We start from the raw sequence: 14,970 nt of genomic DNA on the forward strand, positions 1-14,970 counted from the left end.
CCCCGGGGTGAACCTCAGAACCGGTGGACTGGCCCGTCAGCGATTCCGATCATCCGCAACCCTAACTACGTTGAACAAGACGCACCCGAACCTGCACACCGGTAGTCCACCGCTCTGGCATAACATTTCGGTGTCAATTTCCCGCGCGGGGCGACAACTCCCGCATGACGGACTGGTGTTTGTTCGTTCACTGCTCCTTCTCGCCGTTCCGGTGAGTAGTGCGGCGCCACCTGAACATCGTCTCGAGGACTTCCAACGCCGCCTGTCGTTTGCCGGCATCGTCGCTGGAGTGTGCCGTGCGCACCGCTGGAGCGACGACGGATGCCACGAAGAACGCGGCAAGAAGCAGTAACGCGATCACCACCACGATCACCGGCCCCATGGGAAGCACGAAACCCGCGCCGCAGACGTCTGCACACAGCGATGAATTCAGCGGCCGTGCGTCGTCTGTTTCGGTGTGACCACGAAGATGCGCAGATTTGTCCTGATCCCTGGCGCCGGCGGGGACGGGTGGTACTGGAGCCGCGTCGCGGCCGGTCTGACCAGCGCGGGCCATCGCGCAATTGCGGTTGACCTGCCTGGTGACGACGAGGACTCGGGACTTGCCGAATACCGCGATACCGTGCTCGAGCACGCGGCCGACGGCGATGTGATCGTGGCCCAGTCACTCGGCGGGTTCACTGCGGCACCGGTGTGCGAACAGATCACCCCGACTCGGCTGGTATTCGTCAACGCAATGATTCCCATGCCCGGTGAAACCGCAGGACAGTGGTGGGGCAACGTCAGATCAGCCGAGGCCCGCAACGCCGCCGCCGCCAACGGCTACAGCCGCGAATTCGACCTGCAGACATACTTTCTCCACGACGTACCGCCGGAGATTGCGCTCGAAGGAGAGCCGCACCAACGCGACGAAACCGATCGGGCCTTCGGCGAACCATGCCCCTTCGACGCGTGGCCGCAGGTGCCGATCCATGTCCTTGCCGGTGGTGATGATCGCTTCTTCCCGGTCGCACTGCAGCAACGCATCGCACGCGAGCGGCTCGGACTCGAAATCGATGTCGTCCCCGGTGGTCACCTCGTTGCCCTGTCGAACCCAGGGGCGGTTGTCGACTACTTGCTCAGCCGTTGAGCATTCCGAAGCTCGAATAATCGTTTCCCACCGGCATCGACGGCGTGTAAGAGTTTGTCTGCCGATGTCTGAAGAACGTCACGGAAAATTGGCCAAACCCGCCTTCAGCGAGCTTCCAGCGGTTTGCCTGGCAACCACCGGTAACAATCCCGCTCAGTGCGGCCGGGTGGGGTTGCGTCAAGTGAGTTAGCTGGTGTGACGGGGTGGGTTGTGAAGTAGGACAGCGGAACTGCTGGTAGAGGGGTTGTTGCCCCAAGGTCAACCTTGGATGCAGGTGTCAGTGACTATCGGCCCAGTGGGTCGCCGCGCTCTACGATCGCGTGATCGGTGTGCGTGTCCCGGACGGTCGGCGGTCGTTCCGGGTCGAGGCAGGGCAGTCCGAGTGATCTGACCAGGTCGATCATTTCGGCGTGGTGCAGTGCCGCGGAGTTGCGTGCGACGGGGGTGATATGACCGTCGACCTCCAGGGCCACCCAGCCGTGCATCCGACCCCACACGCGCAGCGCGAGCACCGCCGCGCCGGCCGGTACGTCCGGGAGGTCTTGCCGAATCTTCGCGGCATAATCCGGCTGCAGATCGGACCAGGAGTTCTGCTCGACCTGACCACTGTGAGCATCGAGCCATGCGTCGGCCACCAAGCGGGTCAGCCCCCGACACACGCGGCGCGCAGTCCGGTCCACCGGCCCATCCTCAGGCGGCTGATACCCAGGAACCGGGTGCCCGTAGAAGAGCCGGAAACTTTGCGGGTGAGCCAGCGCCCATTCCCTCAGGCCCTGACCCCACGCCACCAGCCTGCCGCCGGGGTCGGTGTCGGGCACTGCGTCGACAGCAGCCTCCAACACCTCAGCCAGCGATGTGCCGATTCCGCTGATCAGCGCTGTGATCAGGTCGTCTCGGGTGGGGAAATAGCTGTATATGGCGCGGGGAGTCATTCCCATCCCACGGGCGATGCCGCGCAGCGAAATCGACCCGGGCCCTGCATCAGCCATCTGCTGTAGCGCGATCGCCATGATCTCCCGACTTGTCTCCGCGCGCAGCCGCTCCCTGCGACTCGGCACGCTCACACCGAACTCCTTACCAACCTCGCCCATCTTGACAGGATACAGCGTTTCAATACTCTTATGTGTGCAATTACTACACGCCGTGTCCAAGATTGAGGATCAGATGCCCGCTTACGTCATCGTCAATGTCGAGGTACTCGACGAAGAGGCGGGCTTGGCCTACGCCCCTGTAGCCCAGAAGTCGATCCTGGGCCACGGCGGTCGCTACCTGGTCGCTGGCCCCGCACCCGAACCTGTCGAAGGCACCTGGGACTCACCCCGAATCCTGGTCATCGAATTCCCCGACATGGATCGGGTTCACCAATGGTACGAATCCCCCGAGTACCGACAAGCCCGGCAGATAAGAGAAGGCAAAGCCCGCGTGCAGATGCTGTTCGTCGAAGGCTCGCCGCCCGAAGGCTTCTCTCTCCCGGCCTGATCGCCCTCTCCGTACCGAGACCGAGAGCGCCGCTGGGAAAGCCGACACTCCGATGTTCTCACCGTCGGTCCGTGAACCGGCTCGCGGCCCACCACGGCCGGCCCTGCCCCGTGTGCTCGAAGGCGCGATCTCCAAACACCGCGCCAAAAGACAACATCGAGCGCACCACCACCGAACCACCATCACCGTCCATGTCCTCGACAGTTGACACCATGCCCAGCACCCCGAATCGAGCGGCATTGCCACTAGCCATGTTTGATAAGTGGATTGGTTGCCTCTCGGTGGCCCTGGTTTGTCGTACCCCGCCTGGCATGATCGCTTGCCGAGGGAGCTTGGCCGGATCTGATGGTAGTTAATGAACTTTCGCCGGCTGAGCCCGAGTTCGGCGAGGTGCCGAGTGACGGTGCGGCGGGAGATCTCGGTCCCTTCAGATGCCAGCTCATGGGTGATCCGAGCGGCAGACCACTTGTTCTCGCGTCGCATGTTCTCAATCCGGCTCACTACGTCTGCAAGAATCGCGGAGGGGTGGTGGTGTGGTGCTGAGGAGCGGTCCTGCAGACCCAGGTCGCCGTACCGGCGGTAGCGGTGAACCCACTTCGAAGCCGTCGCCCGCGAGATGCCCATCTCCGCGGCGACGTGAGCGATAGGGCGTGACTTGCAGCGCTCCACCAGTCGACGTCGCCCCTCGGGAGAGAGAGTGGCGCGTTGCGGTGTGTCATCTCGTTCTCGTCCGTTCTCCGTCGATCCTTCGGGGCTCTGCGATCGCCGCGAGGGCCGCGGGGAGCGACGTCACACCGTCGGACGCGAGGAAGTGGCCGGCTCCGGGAATGACCTGGGCTGATGTCCCCAGGAGATCGGCAAGGCGGTCGGTGTGGCTCGGTGGTACGTAAGGGTCCGCGTCCGACCGGATCAGGGTGAGTCTGTCGACGTGGTTGCGGATCTCGGCCAGATCCAGCGGCTTGCGGATGTAAGCGTCCAGCGTCGGGAGGGCCGGCAGCGTGTCGACGAATCCTGAGACGAGAACGAGCGCACCAAGACGCCACGGACCCGCCAAGGAGCAGAGATGGCGCAACGCGGTGAGGCAGCCGAGGCTGTGCGCCACCAGGGTCGAACCCTCATCCGGCGTACCGGCGCTGGCTGCCACGGCTGCCAGCCAGCGATCAGGGTCAGGCGCCTCCGGATTCGGAAGGACAGGAACGGTCGTAGGAATGCCACGCGCGTCGAGCTGCGCGGCCAGCCATCCGAACCAATGGTCCTCAGGTGTTGCGGAGTAGCCGTGGATGATCGTGGCCCGCTGCCGGGTTGCGTTCAGTGTCATGGCGCTGGACGGTAAGGCTTCACGCCAGCGTGAAGGTCAAATCGCAGGAGGACCCGTGCGTATCAGCAAGCTCGCCGAGCTGACCGGGGTGACAGCACGAGCGCTGCGCCACTATGAAGACTGCATGCTGCTGGTCCCCGAGCGCGACCGCAACGGCTACCGGGCCTACACCGATTCCGACTTCGCGCGTGTGGCCCAGATCAAGACGATGATCGCAGCAGGCCTCCGGACCGAAACCATCCGCCGTTACCTCGATTGCGCTCGTTCGGGCGAGCACGGTCTGTCCCTTGAGATGTGCCCCGACCTTCGGGCCGAGCTGGATGCACTGGCGCGACGCCTTGACGCCAAGCAAGCGTCGCTCAGGGAGACGCGGCAGCGACTTTCGGCACTCGCCTCCGCTCACTAGAGACGGGACATGCTGGCGCACGGTTCGACGTGGCGTCCCCAAACACATCCCAGCGCAGTCGGCTGCGACCTATCAATCTTGGCCCCGGTACATGACCGAGAGTGTGGAGGGCAGGGACCACCTCTTTCACATGATGCTCGCCCAGTCGGTTGTTCCGGCGTCCTACTTGCGCGGTTGCCAGCGCCACGCGAATTCACCCGGCTCCGGTGGCGGACCGGGCAGGTCACCTTTTCCCGACAGTCCCGTGATCAGCATGGCCAGCACCCGCCTGCGCAGCCGCGCGGTTCGGCTCTGATCGGGCATGGCGATGGCCGCGCACGACTCCAGGACGAGACCGAGATCGTTGGCGGTGGCGTCCTTGCGCAGGTGGCCCGTTTCGTGTGCCCGCCGGACCAGTTCCTCGGTGACCTCACCCGAATACATGATGTCCGGGAGCATCGACTCGTCCGGGGTGAAGGTGCCCGCGAGATGCACGGTCAGCGAGTGCACGTCGGCGTCCACCACTCGTTCCAGGAAGCCGACCAGCCCGTCCCAGCCGTCCGAATCCTCCAGTGCGGTATCGGCTTCGGCATTGTAGCGGCGTAGGCCCTCGTGACAGAGGGTGCGCAGCAGAACTTCCTTGCTGGGATAGCGGCGGTAGAGGGCACTGATTCCGACGCCCGCGCGTTCGGCGACGGCGGCGATGGGGGCGTTGGCGTCGGCCAGGAAGACTGCACGGGCAGCCTCCAGGATGAGCTCGTCGTTGCGGGCAGCCTGGGCCTTGCGACCGGGCAGACCCTTCTGAGCTGGGGTATCGGATGTTTTCGGCATGAGTTCAGGTTAGCACTTGAAACGGAGTGTTCCGTTCTGTTACTGTTCAAACAGAACGAAACATTCCGTTTCACGAGGAGTAGCAATGACCGCAATCACGCCTTTCACGATCAGCATCGACCAGGCCGCGCTCGACGACCTACAGGACCGGCTGGCCCGCACCCGCTGGGCGGATCAGATCCCGGGGTCCGACGACACCTACGGGGTGAGCGTCGATCGTGTGCGGCACCTGGTGAACTATTGGCGCGACGGGTTCGACTGGCGCAAGGTCGAGGCGAAGCTGAATACGTACCCACAGTTCACCACCGAGATCGATGGGCAGAACGTTCACTTCCTGCACGTGAAGTCGCAGCAGGACAACAGCTTTCCGCTGATAATGACCCACGGGTGGCCGGGTACGTTCGTCGAATTCCTCGGTGTCGTGGAGCCGTTGACCGCGGCCGGATTCGATCTGGTGATCCCGTCGGTTCCCGGGTACGGGTTCTCCGGGCCGACCACCGAGTCCGGGTGGAACGATCAGCGCATCGCCACAGCGTGGGCCGAACTGATGCGGCGGCTGGGGTATGTCCGCTACGGTGTGGTCGGCAATGACGGTGGGGCGCAGATCTCACCCGAACTCGGTCGAGTAGCGTCGGAAAGCGTTGTTGCGGTGCAGGTGTCGCAGGTGTATTCGTTCCCGTCGGGTGATCCGTCGGAACTGGCCGACCTCACCGCGGACGAGCAGCAGTCGCTGGCCACGTTGGATTGGTTCGTCAAGAACAAGATGGGCTTCAACATTCTGCAATCGCAGCAGCCTCAGACGCTGGCGCACGCGCTGATGGATTCGCCGACCGGTCTGGTCGGCTGGAACAGCCAGCTGCTCGGAGCGGATCTGGACGACGAGTTCGTATTGACCAACATCGCGATCCATTGGCTCACCGGCACTGCGGGTTCCGCGATCCGGCACTACTTCGAGAAGGCCAGGGCGGAGCAGCCGACCGAGCCGACCACGGTGCCGCTGGGACTCTCGGGATCCAACGGTGACTTCCATGGGATCCGCCGGTTCGCCGACCGCGATCACGCCAACATCGTCTCCTGGAAGACCCACGACGTGTACACCCACTACCTGCACCACGTCGCGCCCGCGCTGATGTCCGGTGAGATCACCGAATTCTTCGCGCAATACCGCTGATCCCTTCAGTACCAACCGTCGCGTAGGGAGCCCTGCCGCGTATCTCGGCCACTCGCGGCACCTCCCGCTCGGCACCGGTCAGCAGAGCCCTCTCGCAACGCAGATTCGCCCGCCGGAACACCGCGTTCCACTGGTCTGGCAGCATCGGCAACTCCGCCCGGTCAGCCACAACCACGCAGCCGTCGTTCACATCGCTCCTTCACACGGTGGACGCCACTTCGTTTCGGGGACCGTACGCGGAAGGACTGACGGACCTGATTGCCAGTGCAGAAGCACCGGTCAGGTTTCTGCTGAGTTGTCCAGCGACCCGGACCTGGGCCCGCAGCGCGTGGAGTGGTGACTCATCCGGTCGGCGCCCAGCCACGATGCCGGCCAGATCGTGCTCACCCACACCCTCCAGTACGAGCTGCTCCTTACTGGGGGAAGTACGAGAACAGAGTGGCCTTGGCGACCTCCGCGGCCTCGGTCATCTCGTTGACGGCTACCGCGGTCGAAACCCTGCTCAGGAACTCATCGACTGTCGATCGCCTGTGATCATCGATCACGTCCGAGCAGTCCGGCGTCGTTGAGCATGATCCGGACATCAGCTGTGAAGTCGGCTGTGTCGACGGGCCCGAACGCTGCGTGTTGCAGCACGAACCCATGCAGCAAGGCCATGACCACACGGGCTCCGCGATCGGGATCCAGTTCGGCTGGAACACTGCCCGTTCGCCGTCCGTTGCGGAGCGCGTCGGCGATGCGTTCACGAACGTGCTCGAAGCCCGCGGCAGCCTGCCGCTGCAGCCCTTCGTTTCGCAGCAGTTCACCCCACGCCTGGATGGCGCAACGCAGGAGTTCCTCGACGGGCACGGCCCGGTCCGCCGCATCGACGGCGAAGGTGCCGCTCACCGGGGTGACGGCTGCCGCGACCAGATCGGCGACCGTAACGTCGACGTCGTCGGCAAGCCGTTCGACCGGGGCAAACATCACCCGGAAGGCGTCGCCGGCGATCTCGAGGATGATTTCCTCTTTCCCGCCGAAGTAGCGGTAAGGAGCCCCGACCGACAGCCCAGCCTCGGCCGCGATGTCGGGCATCGACGTCTGATGAAACCCGTCACGGGAGAAGCAGCGACGAGCCGCCGCCACGATTCGAGCTCGGTTCGCCTCCCGATGTTCGGCAGTGATACGGGGCATGGGTCGCGCATCCTTCCTGAAAATGAATGGTCATTCGCCTTGACGGGCACGAGGTGTTTCGTCATTCTAAAAGTGAAAGACCGTTCACCGAAATGGCCTTCGAAGGAGAAGGAGGATCAGTCATGAGCGATTCGAAGCTGGATGTGGGCGTGTACCGGTACGAGCACACCGAGCCGCTGTTCGACGGGCGGATCTCGATCGACGGTGCGGAGGTCACGCTGCACACATCGCCGCTGATCTCGGATGTGTTCCAGCGCATGGCGAACGGTGAACTCGACATTGCCGAGTTCGGGCTGACCTACTTTCTGCGCACGTTCGACCTGGACGATTCACCGTTCCTGGCCCTGCCGATATTCCCCAACCGCAACTTCCGGCACTCGGCGTTGTTCGTCAACGCCGACAGCGGAATCGAGAAGCCGGAGGATCTCGCGGGCAAGACGGTCGGGGAGTTCGCGCTGTGGGGCAGTGATCCCGGAGTATGGATGAAGGGCGTCCTGGCCGAGGAGTACGGCGTCACGCCGGACCGGATGCGTTGGGTGATCGGTGGTACCGACCACCCGATCCCGGCTTTCGACTGGATCCCGCAGCCCGTACCGGCCGGCGTTGAGGTTCGCCGCGCCGAGGAGGGGCGAACCCTGGCCGCGATGCTCGAAACGGGTGAGATCGACGCGCTGCTGTCGGTCGACGTCCCGGCCGCCCTGATCGACGGCTCGACGAAGAAGATTCGGCGGCTGTTCACCGACTACGAATCGGTCGAGCGAGACTACTACCGCCGCACCGGCATTCATCCGATGATGCATGTCGTCGCGATCCGCCGCGAACTGGCAGCAGAACGCGAGCTGGCGCGGGCGGTCTACCGCGCCTTCGACCAGGCGAAAACCGTAGTGCAGCAACAGTACCGGGCGGGCGCGGCGAAACAGCACATGTCGGTAATCACTCCTTGGTTCAGCGAGCTGTTCGCCGAGAACCGTGCGCTGCTCGGCGAGGATTGGTGGCCCTACGGCCTCGACGCCAACCGCAAGGCCGTCGACACCTTCCTGCGCTACCACCACGAGCAGGGACTGTCGCGGCGGCTGCTCACGTCCGAGGACATCTTCGTCCCCGGAATCGAGTGAAACACGCTGCGGGAGAACGGATCCACCGAATGACCGAGCCGGCACTGCGCGTGGGCACGATTTGCTCAACCATCGAGCTGCTGGATCGTCGACAGTCATGACCATTCTGCGTCTCGAATAATCGTTTCCCACCGGCATCGATGGCGTGTAAGAGTCTGCCGGTGTCTGCTTTTCGAAACGAAGAATCCCCGCGGTACACACTCGACCTGCTGCGCTGGCAGTTCGACCTGACTTGGTCCCTGTTCGAGTACCACCTGGACAGGCTCGAATCCGACGACTTCCTGTGGGAGCCGGCGACAAACTGCTGGACGATGCACCGAGCCGAACACGGGACGTGGGTGCCGGACTGGGCGGAAACTGAACCCGAACCCGTTCCGGTACCGACTATCGGCTGGCTGAGCTGGCATATCGGCTGGTGGTGGGGTGTGACCATCGACCACGCCCACGGCAGAGCGCCTCGGGAGCGTGGGGACATCACCTGGCCCGGTGCGGGGGCACCGACCGTCGAGTGGCTGCGTGGTCTACGCGCGGACTGGTTGGAGGCTCTCGACCGGTTCACCGGCCCCGACTTGGAGTCCCCTGCCCCGTTCCCGTGGCAGAACGAGCCTCAGCACACGATGGCCCACATGGTTGCCTGGGTGAACGCCGAGCTGATGAAGAACGCCGCGGAAATTGGCCAACTCCGCCTGCAGCGCGCTTCCAGCGGTCCGCCTGGCAACCACTAGTGAATGATCGTGTCACCAGCCGAAGTTCAGGGTTGATCGTTCTCGTCGACGCGGGTTCGCACCCAGCTGAGGAACGACCGGACCTCCGCACCGGGCAGAGACAACGCCTCGGCGCGCGGACGTTCGAAGCTGCGGATCGCGGCCTCGATCAGCGGACGGAATTCCTCCTCCGCGGCGGCGACCTGTTCGGCCGCTTCGCGTTTGGCGAACCAACGCCCGGTGCGGCAGTAGACCACGGAGCGGCAGCCGTTGAGGACCCGGTTGTCGGCGAGATGCCCCGCACCGTCGCCGTGCTCACGCACCGAAGCCCGGATCGCCGCGTGCAGCTGAGTCGGCCGGGGCGCCGCGATCACCTCCGATGCGGGCGGTCCGTACAGCGTAATCCCGGCCTGATGAGCCACGGAGCGGTCGATGACGTACCAGAACGACGGTCCCCCGGCGGTGTCGCAGGCTGTCTTTCCCGGCAGCTGAGCGCCGGTGTTGAGATCCAGCAGGTAGCCGGCCTCTCCGGACGGGGCACGGGCGAAGTCCGCCGCGTAGACAACCAGTTCCAGGCCCGCCGCCGGGCACGGCAGCTGCCGGTGATCGAGGGCGTCGGCCAATTCCCGAAGGGCCGCGGCCGGAAGCGAGTCCTCTACGACGACCGTGACGTCGATGTCACTGCGGCGGTGTCGGTAGTCGCCGAGCGCAAGGGAACCGACCGCGACCACTGCGGTCAGGCTGGGACCGCACACCGCGCGTGTGCGGCGTACGAGCTCGGTCAGGTAGGGCCGGAGCTCGGCGGGAACGGCACGAAACGGCTCGGTTTCGGCATCCATCCGGCCAGTATGGTGCGTCACCCAGACGAACTCGAAGACACCGCCCGCACCGGCGCTCCGATCGTATAGCAGGTGTATGCCCTCGCCGGATGGCGGCCGTTGTATCGGCACATCGACCTGACCTGCGCATTAACAGACAAGACGAGAGGGGCTCCGCATAGGCGGAGCCCCTCTCGAATGTTCTTATGTCCGCGGGGGTAGGCCGAAGCCCAGCGAATCCCACGACTCGTGAAGCTCGAGCCCTACCGCTATCCCGATCCGGGGTCAGACCGAGGTCAACGTGAACTCACCGGCGCGGACGCCCGCGACGAAAGCGGCCCACTCAGCAGCAGTGAACTCCAAGGCGGTACCGACAGCATCGCGGACGACCGCACCGGCGGCCGCGGTCGCGATGTCGGGAACCGCGATACTGCCGCCCTGGATCTCGGCACCGAGGGCGGATTCGAGGAACATCGGCCATGCGGCGGCTGGGACAGCAACGGTGGGCTGCAGGTCGGGGGGACCGTCATATTTGTCGTCGCGAACAAGCACCACATCGCCGTCGAACGCTACTTCTACGCAGTTATTCGAGGAGTCGGAGAATGAAGACTTGAACCAGTTGCGGCGAGAGGTGCTGCTCATACGGACGATCCTACGTGTCTGGCGATGTCGCGGATCCGAGCAAGAGACTCTTCCGGCGAAAGCGACGCCTGGGCGACAGACCCGAAGGTCGCAGCAAGGGTCTCAATCGTCATCGGGTCCTCGATCACCTCCGCGACGACGGCTGATTCGTGCCAGCCCAAGGGCGACACTTGGTCACCGGGGAAGTCGAGGATGTGAAATGCTCCCCCACCTCGAGCCGCCCCAGTGAGACTCGAGTACGGAAGGACCAACACCTCGATCCCATCGTGGGTCGTGATGAGCTCGACTAGATGCTCCAATTGCGCGCGAAGAACATCCTCGCCTCCGATCTGCTGATGTAGCGCCGCTTCGGAGATCACTACGTTCAGCCGGACCGGATCGTCACCACCGAGACGCTCTTGCCGCTTCATCCGTGTTTGCACCCTCCGCCGCACTTCCGGCCGCCGGACGATGACTTGATCACCAGCGATGAGGCTGCGGGCGTAGTCCTCGGTTTGCAGCAGACCAGGGATCAACAGCGACTCGAACGAACAGATCTCCTCGGCCCCGTATTCGAGCCCCCACAACCGGGATTGCTGGGCAGTGAACAACCCCGCGTACTCGTCCCACCAGCCACGAGCCTTCGCCTGTGCACGTAGCTCGATCAGCCTCTCACGCTCCTCGTCATCGACTTCGATCATGTCGAGCAATGCCAGATGCTTCTCTTCAGGCAGCACCATGCGGTCTCGTTCGATCTTGTACCAGTAGTTCGGCGCATAACCGAGCTGCTTGGCGATCTTGGGGCCGCTCAACCCCAGGTCGGTCTGCCTACGTCGCAGTCGCTCGAACAACTCCCAGCGCGCGACGGTCGGTGACACCGGTGCCATGTCTGTCCTCCCCAGTTCCCGATGAGCGGCTCGACGACAGACGATACACGTTCACCTGCACGCAGCTTGCGGAATCAGATGTTAATTAACATCCCACTTCCATCTAGACTTACACATCCAGGTTGACTGTTGAAGCTAATATGACTTATTGTTCAAGCGCGTTGCCCTGTACCGCCACCACTGAGGTCAGCGCCCCCGATGTGTCCAACCCCATTGGCACAAAGCAACTTTGGACATACAGGGGCTAGCGCACCAAGTAAGAGCAACGCCAGCAACCCATCCGATATCGGTCTCTCAGGGATGGCTGCTGACCGGCCGGCTGCGAACCGAGATTTGCGCACACCCGACCGGACCGACGCTTGACCACCTCATGGATTCGCAAGACGTTGACGGTCAGGAACTTCGAGTTCGAGCAATGGAGCTGTGCGATGGGCGATCTACCAGGCAGGCCAGCAAAAATACGAGCTTCAGCCACAGGGTCGTGGCCGGGAAAGTCAGTACGCGGCACGACACCGCCTGTAGGGCAGCCCGTCTCACCTGCCCCGCACGAGCGGGATGTAACGGTATCGATCTATCTCACCGAGCGGAGCCCGTACCCATTCCGATACGTAGCCTGCGAATCAGCGGCACGGCGCTTCGCCGACCACTGGAAACGCTACGGCCGTTGCGGGGCAATCGAGTTCGCGGCTCCGGACGCCAGGTACGGGCGTCTGCCCTGTGAACGACTGTGGATAGTCCCGTAATCACCCTGCTACTGATCTGCCTCGTACTCGCCACCGGGGTGTACGCCGCGATCGTGTTGTGGCCGTCGCGGATTCCGAAAAACCGAACCAAGAGACGGAGACGATAGACATGCTCGAATCGCCGCTCGACACCACACCGAGCGACTCGCGGCCCGGAGCCGTCGGGCTGGTTCGGCCCGAACTTTCCCGCGCGGAGACCGCGACACACGCACTCGGCATCCAGTGCCACGCAGAGCTTCTCGGGTACCGCTGGATCTACACCGTCCGCCCGCCGCAGGGCACTCGTGATCCGGTCGGTTACACACTCGGAATCGCCGCAAGCATGGATGCCGCCGCGATCATCACCGTCGACACAGACCACCTCGACGGACGGCCCGAACTCGTCAGCGACAGCTTCGACCTGGCCACCCTCGCGCCGCCCAGGCTGTGGCGGGTCGGCTCCCCGGAACCTTTTCCCGTCCAATCGGTCTCGTTGCACGACTGCACCTGGGACCCCACCCAACTGGAACACGACTGTGCCAGCCGCCTGTGGCATACCCACCGCGACTGCCTCCCCGACTGCCGAGCACGCCTCGCCGCAGGAGCCGCCCTCTCCGCACACGACGAGGTGGACTGATGACCTTCGCACTCACCATCACGATCATGACCTTCTGCTGCGGAATCATCATCGGCTTCGCCTGCTGGTGGCCACCACACGAAGACAAACCGACCGTCATCACCATCCAACGACGACTGGCATACGAAAGCTACTGCCGCCAACTCGAAACGCAGTGGCCCGCCCGCACCGAAACGGAACTGAACCGCGAGCTCGTGCTGGCACGACTGCACGCAATCACCGGGCCGCAGTAACCCCAGAACCCCTTGCACGCTGGCGGTATTGGCCGGACCGGCGGCTGGTTGAACGGTGAGTGGGATTCGGCCATCTGCGCGTTGAGCGGATCCCCTCTTCACAGTTGGAGAAGCGAAACACTCTGCTGTGTAGCAGATGTGGACATTTTGCCGATAGGGAACTCGGGCGCGGCGTGCGCGCTTATCTCGAGTTGGAGGTCAACGATGTCTCATTGGAGACGAAGTCCGCGCACCATTCGGCAGGCGGCCCTGCTGGCCGCAGTCGCCGGGACAGCGGTACTCGCACCGGCCGCGCTGGTCGTACCGGCATTCGCGACCCCTGATAGCCCCCCGGCTACTACCGCGCCCGTAACGACGGTGCCGACCATGACCACCGCGCCACCTGTCACCACGGTGCCGCCGGTGACGACCGTGCCGCCTGTCACCACCGTGCCGCCCGTAACGACCACACCACCGGTCACCAGTGTTCCGCCGGTGACGACCGAACCACCTGTGACGACACCGTCATTTCCGAAACCTGTTGAGCCGGAGGACGCCTACGGCCCGGACGGCTTCGATGTCTGGGGCTATGACCGGTGGGGTTACGACCGCTTCGGTTACGACCGCCGGGGTTACGACAGGTGGGGCTACGACCGGCAGGGCTACACCTCACAGGGATGCGCCCGTTCCGGCGAGGACCGCCCGGGCGCCGACCGGCTGGCCTGCGAACTGCGCAGGGCGCGACCTTCCAGCGGCAGCGCGGGCAGCTGAACCCCCTACCGCTCCTGCCGCATATCCGCCGGCCAGGGCGCGAGATCGACTGCCGCGAAACAAAACCTGTCACCCCACGGTTCGGAGGGTCGCGGGGTGGGGCAATCACCGGGCCGCACAGAACGCCCGAGGTGTTTTGCCAGCAGTGAACACCGGCCCGGGCGGTCTCGACCATCACTACGGTCCAGTCTCATGACGACGGTTACGACGCGCACGGTCGAGTACCCGGCCGACGGCTTGACGATGATCGGGCACCTCGCGCTCCCGGCCGGGATCGACCGCCGGCCCGCGGTCCTGGTCGGACCAGAGGGCATGGGGCTCAGCGACGTCGAGCGCCGCCGCGCCAATTCTCTCGCCGAGCTCGGATACATAGCACTGGCTTTCGACATCCACGGTGGGCGCTATCTGGGCGACCCCGAGGAAATGCTGGCCCGTTGCATGCCGCTACTCGCAGACCCCGACCGGATGCGGGACATCGGCCACGCGGCCCTCGACGTGTTGCTCGCCGAACCGCGGACCGACCCCGACCGGATCGCCGCCGTCGGCTACGGCACCGGGGGCGCAATCGCGCTGGAACTAGGACGCGCCGGCGTCGACCTCCGTGCGATCGGAACAGTCAACGGGCTGACCACGGGCCGACCTGGCGAGGCGGCGCGCATTCGCTGCCCGGTGTGGGCGGGGGTGGGGTCGGAAGACCCGATCATGCCGCCCGCGCAACGGGAGGCGTTCACCGCCGAGATGCAGGCCGCGGGCATCGACTGGCGCCTCGTGGTCTACGGCGGTGCCTTGCACGCCTTCCACCACCCGCCGGTCGACCACCCCACGGTCCCCGGCGTCGGCTACCACCCACGGCACGCGCAACGAGCCTGGTGCGACGTCGTCGGACTGCTCGCCGAATGCCTTCGGGGGGAGTTGGGGCCGGCGGGGTAGGCCAGTCAGGGCGAGACCGAGTTTCAGAGCAATCCAGGATGAACGGTAATCCTGCGGCAGATGGCTT

19 protein-coding genes and 1 pseudogene are annotated in these 14,970 nt (G+C 64.5%); 10 read left to right on the plus strand and 10 right to left on the minus strand.

Annotated features, from left to right (window positions below; translation table 11 throughout):
- Positions 1-187: 187 nt before the first annotated feature.
- Positions 188-382 carry a hypothetical protein gene (locus NV2_RS29985; protein ID WP_157103159.1) on the minus strand — a complete coding sequence of 65 codons (195 nt, stop codon included), beginning with the start codon at positions 380-382 and terminating at the stop codon, positions 188-190.
- An 87-nt stretch (positions 383-469) separates the two neighbouring features.
- Here NV2_RS29985 and NV2_RS29990 point away from each other — a divergent pair, with 87 nt between their 5' ends.
- Positions 470-1,129, plus strand: coding sequence for an alpha/beta fold hydrolase (locus NV2_RS29990; RefSeq protein ID WP_067882205.1), 660 nt, complete (start codon positions 470-472; stop codon positions 1,127-1,129).
- 284 nt (positions 1,130-1,413) lie between these two features.
- Here NV2_RS29990 and NV2_RS29995 read toward each other — a convergent pair whose 3' ends face one another.
- Positions 1,414-2,193 (minus strand): TetR/AcrR family transcriptional regulator, encoded by a 780-nt coding sequence (locus NV2_RS29995; protein ID WP_245662838.1) that lies wholly within the window; start codon positions 2,191-2,193, stop codon positions 1,414-1,416.
- Positions 2,194-2,293: 100 nt separating this feature from the next.
- Between NV2_RS29995 and NV2_RS32550 the strand changes: the two genes are divergently transcribed.
- Complete coding sequence (locus NV2_RS32550; protein WP_067882208.1) at positions 2,294-2,608, plus strand: DUF1330 domain-containing protein; 315 nt, start codon at positions 2,294-2,296, stop codon at positions 2,606-2,608.
- 351 nt (positions 2,609-2,959) lie between these two features.
- Here the strand turns inward: NV2_RS32550 and NV2_RS32555 are convergent.
- Positions 2,960-3,327: pseudogene (locus NV2_RS32555) on the minus strand (helix-turn-helix domain-containing protein); the annotation flags it as partial.
- Positions 3,324-3,926 (minus strand): RBBP9/YdeN family alpha/beta hydrolase, encoded by a 603-nt coding sequence (locus NV2_RS30005; protein ID WP_067882166.1) that lies wholly within the window; start codon positions 3,924-3,926, stop codon positions 3,324-3,326. The pseudogene NV2_RS32555 and the gene NV2_RS30005, both read right to left, overlap by 4 nt.
- Positions 3,927-3,981: 55 nt before the next feature.
- On the opposite strand from NV2_RS30005, the gene NV2_RS30010 reads away from it, so the two are divergent.
- Positions 3,982-4,332, plus strand: a complete 351-nt coding sequence (locus NV2_RS30010) for a MerR family transcriptional regulator (protein ID WP_067882169.1) — start codon at positions 3,982-3,984, stop codon at positions 4,330-4,332.
- A gap of 162 nt (positions 4,333-4,494) precedes the next feature.
- Here the strand turns inward: NV2_RS30010 and NV2_RS30015 are convergent, their stop codons facing one another.
- Positions 4,495-5,142, minus strand: a complete 648-nt coding sequence (locus NV2_RS30015; protein ID WP_067882172.1) for a TetR/AcrR family transcriptional regulator — start codon at positions 5,140-5,142, stop codon at positions 4,495-4,497.
- Positions 5,143-5,227: 85 nt separating this feature from the next.
- On the opposite strand from NV2_RS30015, the gene NV2_RS30020 reads away from it, so the two are divergent.
- Positions 5,228-6,313 (plus strand): epoxide hydrolase family protein, encoded by a 1,086-nt coding sequence (locus NV2_RS30020; protein ID WP_067882175.1) that lies wholly within the window; start codon positions 5,228-5,230, stop codon positions 6,311-6,313.
- Positions 6,314-6,726: 413 nt separating this feature from the next.
- Here NV2_RS30020 and NV2_RS32775 read toward each other — a convergent pair whose 3' ends face one another.
- Both NV2_RS32775 and NV2_RS30025 read right to left on the minus strand, forming a co-directional pair.
- Complete coding sequence (locus NV2_RS32775; protein ID WP_281198572.1) at positions 6,727-6,858, minus strand: hypothetical protein; 132 nt, start codon at positions 6,856-6,858, stop codon at positions 6,727-6,729.
- Positions 6,848-7,486 (minus strand): TetR/AcrR family transcriptional regulator, encoded by a 639-nt coding sequence (locus NV2_RS30025; protein ID WP_067882178.1) that lies wholly within the window; start codon positions 7,484-7,486, stop codon positions 6,848-6,850. Before NV2_RS30025 ends, NV2_RS32775 begins: the two co-directional genes overlap by 11 nt.
- A gap of 122 nt (positions 7,487-7,608) precedes the next feature.
- Here NV2_RS30025 and NV2_RS30030 point away from each other — a divergent pair, with 122 nt between their 5' ends.
- Positions 7,609-8,601 (plus strand): PhnD/SsuA/transferrin family substrate-binding protein, encoded by a 993-nt coding sequence (locus tag NV2_RS30030; RefSeq protein WP_067882180.1) that lies wholly within the window; start codon positions 7,609-7,611, stop codon positions 8,599-8,601.
- A gap of 161 nt (positions 8,602-8,762) precedes the next feature.
- Positions 8,763-9,326 (plus strand): DinB family protein, encoded by a 564-nt coding sequence (locus NV2_RS30035; RefSeq protein ID WP_067882183.1) that lies wholly within the window; start codon positions 8,763-8,765, stop codon positions 9,324-9,326.
- Positions 9,327-9,352: 26 nt separating this feature from the next.
- On the opposite strand, the gene NV2_RS30040 is transcribed toward NV2_RS30035, so the two are convergent.
- The 3 genes from NV2_RS30040 to NV2_RS30050 form a co-directional block, all read right to left on the minus strand.
- Positions 9,353-10,144, minus strand: coding sequence for an aminoglycoside adenylyltransferase domain-containing protein (locus NV2_RS30040; protein WP_067882212.1), 792 nt, complete (start codon positions 10,142-10,144; stop codon positions 9,353-9,355).
- A gap of 264 nt (positions 10,145-10,408) precedes the next feature.
- Positions 10,409-10,765: a DUF397 domain-containing protein gene (locus NV2_RS32560; RefSeq protein WP_067882186.1), complete on the minus strand. Its 357-nt coding sequence runs from the start codon at positions 10,763-10,765 to the stop codon at positions 10,409-10,411.
- A complete protein-coding gene (locus NV2_RS30050) occupies positions 10,762-11,631 on the minus strand; it encodes a helix-turn-helix domain-containing protein (protein WP_067882188.1) in 870 nt (289 codons plus the stop codon). Before NV2_RS30050 ends, NV2_RS32560 begins: the two co-directional genes overlap by 4 nt.
- Before the next feature lie 852 nt (positions 11,632-12,483).
- On the opposite strand from NV2_RS30050, the gene NV2_RS30055 reads away from it, so the two are divergent.
- The 4 genes from NV2_RS30055 (at position 12,484) to NV2_RS30070 (ending at position 14,903) form a co-directional block, all read left to right on the plus strand.
- Positions 12,484-12,990 (plus strand): hypothetical protein, encoded by a 507-nt coding sequence (locus NV2_RS30055; protein WP_067882192.1) that lies wholly within the window; start codon positions 12,484-12,486, stop codon positions 12,988-12,990.
- Complete coding sequence (locus tag NV2_RS30060) at positions 12,990-13,223, plus strand: hypothetical protein (RefSeq protein ID WP_067882195.1); 234 nt, start codon at positions 12,990-12,992, stop codon at positions 13,221-13,223. Before NV2_RS30055 ends, NV2_RS30060 begins: the two co-directional genes overlap by 1 nt.
- Before the next feature lie 366 nt (positions 13,224-13,589).
- Positions 13,590-13,973, plus strand: coding sequence for a hypothetical protein (locus NV2_RS30065; RefSeq protein ID WP_067882198.1), 384 nt, complete (start codon positions 13,590-13,592; stop codon positions 13,971-13,973).
- A 192-nt stretch (positions 13,974-14,165) separates the two neighbouring features.
- Entirely contained in the window at positions 14,166-14,903 is a 738-nt protein-coding gene (locus NV2_RS30070) for a dienelactone hydrolase family protein (RefSeq protein WP_067882202.1), read from the plus strand.
- The last annotated feature ends 67 nt before the right edge of the window (positions 14,904-14,970 follow it).

The organism is Nocardia vermiculata NBRC 100427 (assembly GCF_001613265.1).
Taxonomy (GTDB): Bacteria; Actinomycetota; Actinomycetes; order Mycobacteriales; family Mycobacteriaceae; genus Nocardia; species Nocardia vermiculata.

Coding starts and splice junctions, on each gene's coding strand:
- NV2_RS30060 (WP_067882195.1), top strand. CDS start 12,990: ATGACCTTCGCACTCACCATCACGATCATGACCTTCTGCTGCGGAATC.
- NV2_RS30065 (WP_067882198.1), top strand. CDS start 13,590: ATGACCACCGCGCCACCTGTCACCACGGTGCCGCCGGTGACGACCGTG.
- NV2_RS30055 (WP_067882192.1), top strand. CDS start 12,484: ATGCTCGAATCGCCGCTCGACACCACACCGAGCGACTCGCGGCCCGGA.
- NV2_RS30015 (WP_067882172.1), bottom strand. CDS start 5,142: ATGCCGAAAACATCCGATACCCCAGCTCAGAAGGGTCTGCCCGGTCGC.
- NV2_RS30025 (WP_067882178.1), bottom strand. CDS start 7,486: ATGCCCCGTATCACTGCCGAACATCGGGAGGCGAACCGAGCTCGAATC.
- NV2_RS30040 (WP_067882212.1), bottom strand. CDS start 10,144: ATGGATGCCGAAACCGAGCCGTTTCGTGCCGTTCCCGCCGAGCTCCGG.
- NV2_RS29990 (WP_067882205.1), top strand. CDS start 470: ATGCGCAGATTTGTCCTGATCCCTGGCGCCGGCGGGGACGGGTGGTAC.
- NV2_RS30070 (WP_067882202.1), top strand. CDS start 14,166: ATGACGACGGTTACGACGCGCACGGTCGAGTACCCGGCCGACGGCTTG.
- NV2_RS32550 (WP_067882208.1), top strand. CDS start 2,294: ATGCCCGCTTACGTCATCGTCAATGTCGAGGTACTCGACGAAGAGGCG.
- NV2_RS30050 (WP_067882188.1), bottom strand. CDS start 11,631: ATGGCACCGGTGTCACCGACCGTCGCGCGCTGGGAGTTGTTCGAGCGA.
- NV2_RS32560 (WP_067882186.1), bottom strand. CDS start 10,765: ATGAGCAGCACCTCTCGCCGCAACTGGTTCAAGTCTTCATTCTCCGAC.
- NV2_RS30020 (WP_067882175.1), top strand. CDS start 5,228: ATGACCGCAATCACGCCTTTCACGATCAGCATCGACCAGGCCGCGCTC.
- NV2_RS30030 (WP_067882180.1), top strand. CDS start 7,609: ATGAGCGATTCGAAGCTGGATGTGGGCGTGTACCGGTACGAGCACACC.
- NV2_RS29985 (WP_157103159.1), bottom strand. CDS start 382: ATGGGGCCGGTGATCGTGGTGGTGATCGCGTTACTGCTTCTTGCCGCG.
- NV2_RS30005 (WP_067882166.1), bottom strand. CDS start 3,926: ATGACACTGAACGCAACCCGGCAGCGGGCCACGATCATCCACGGCTAC.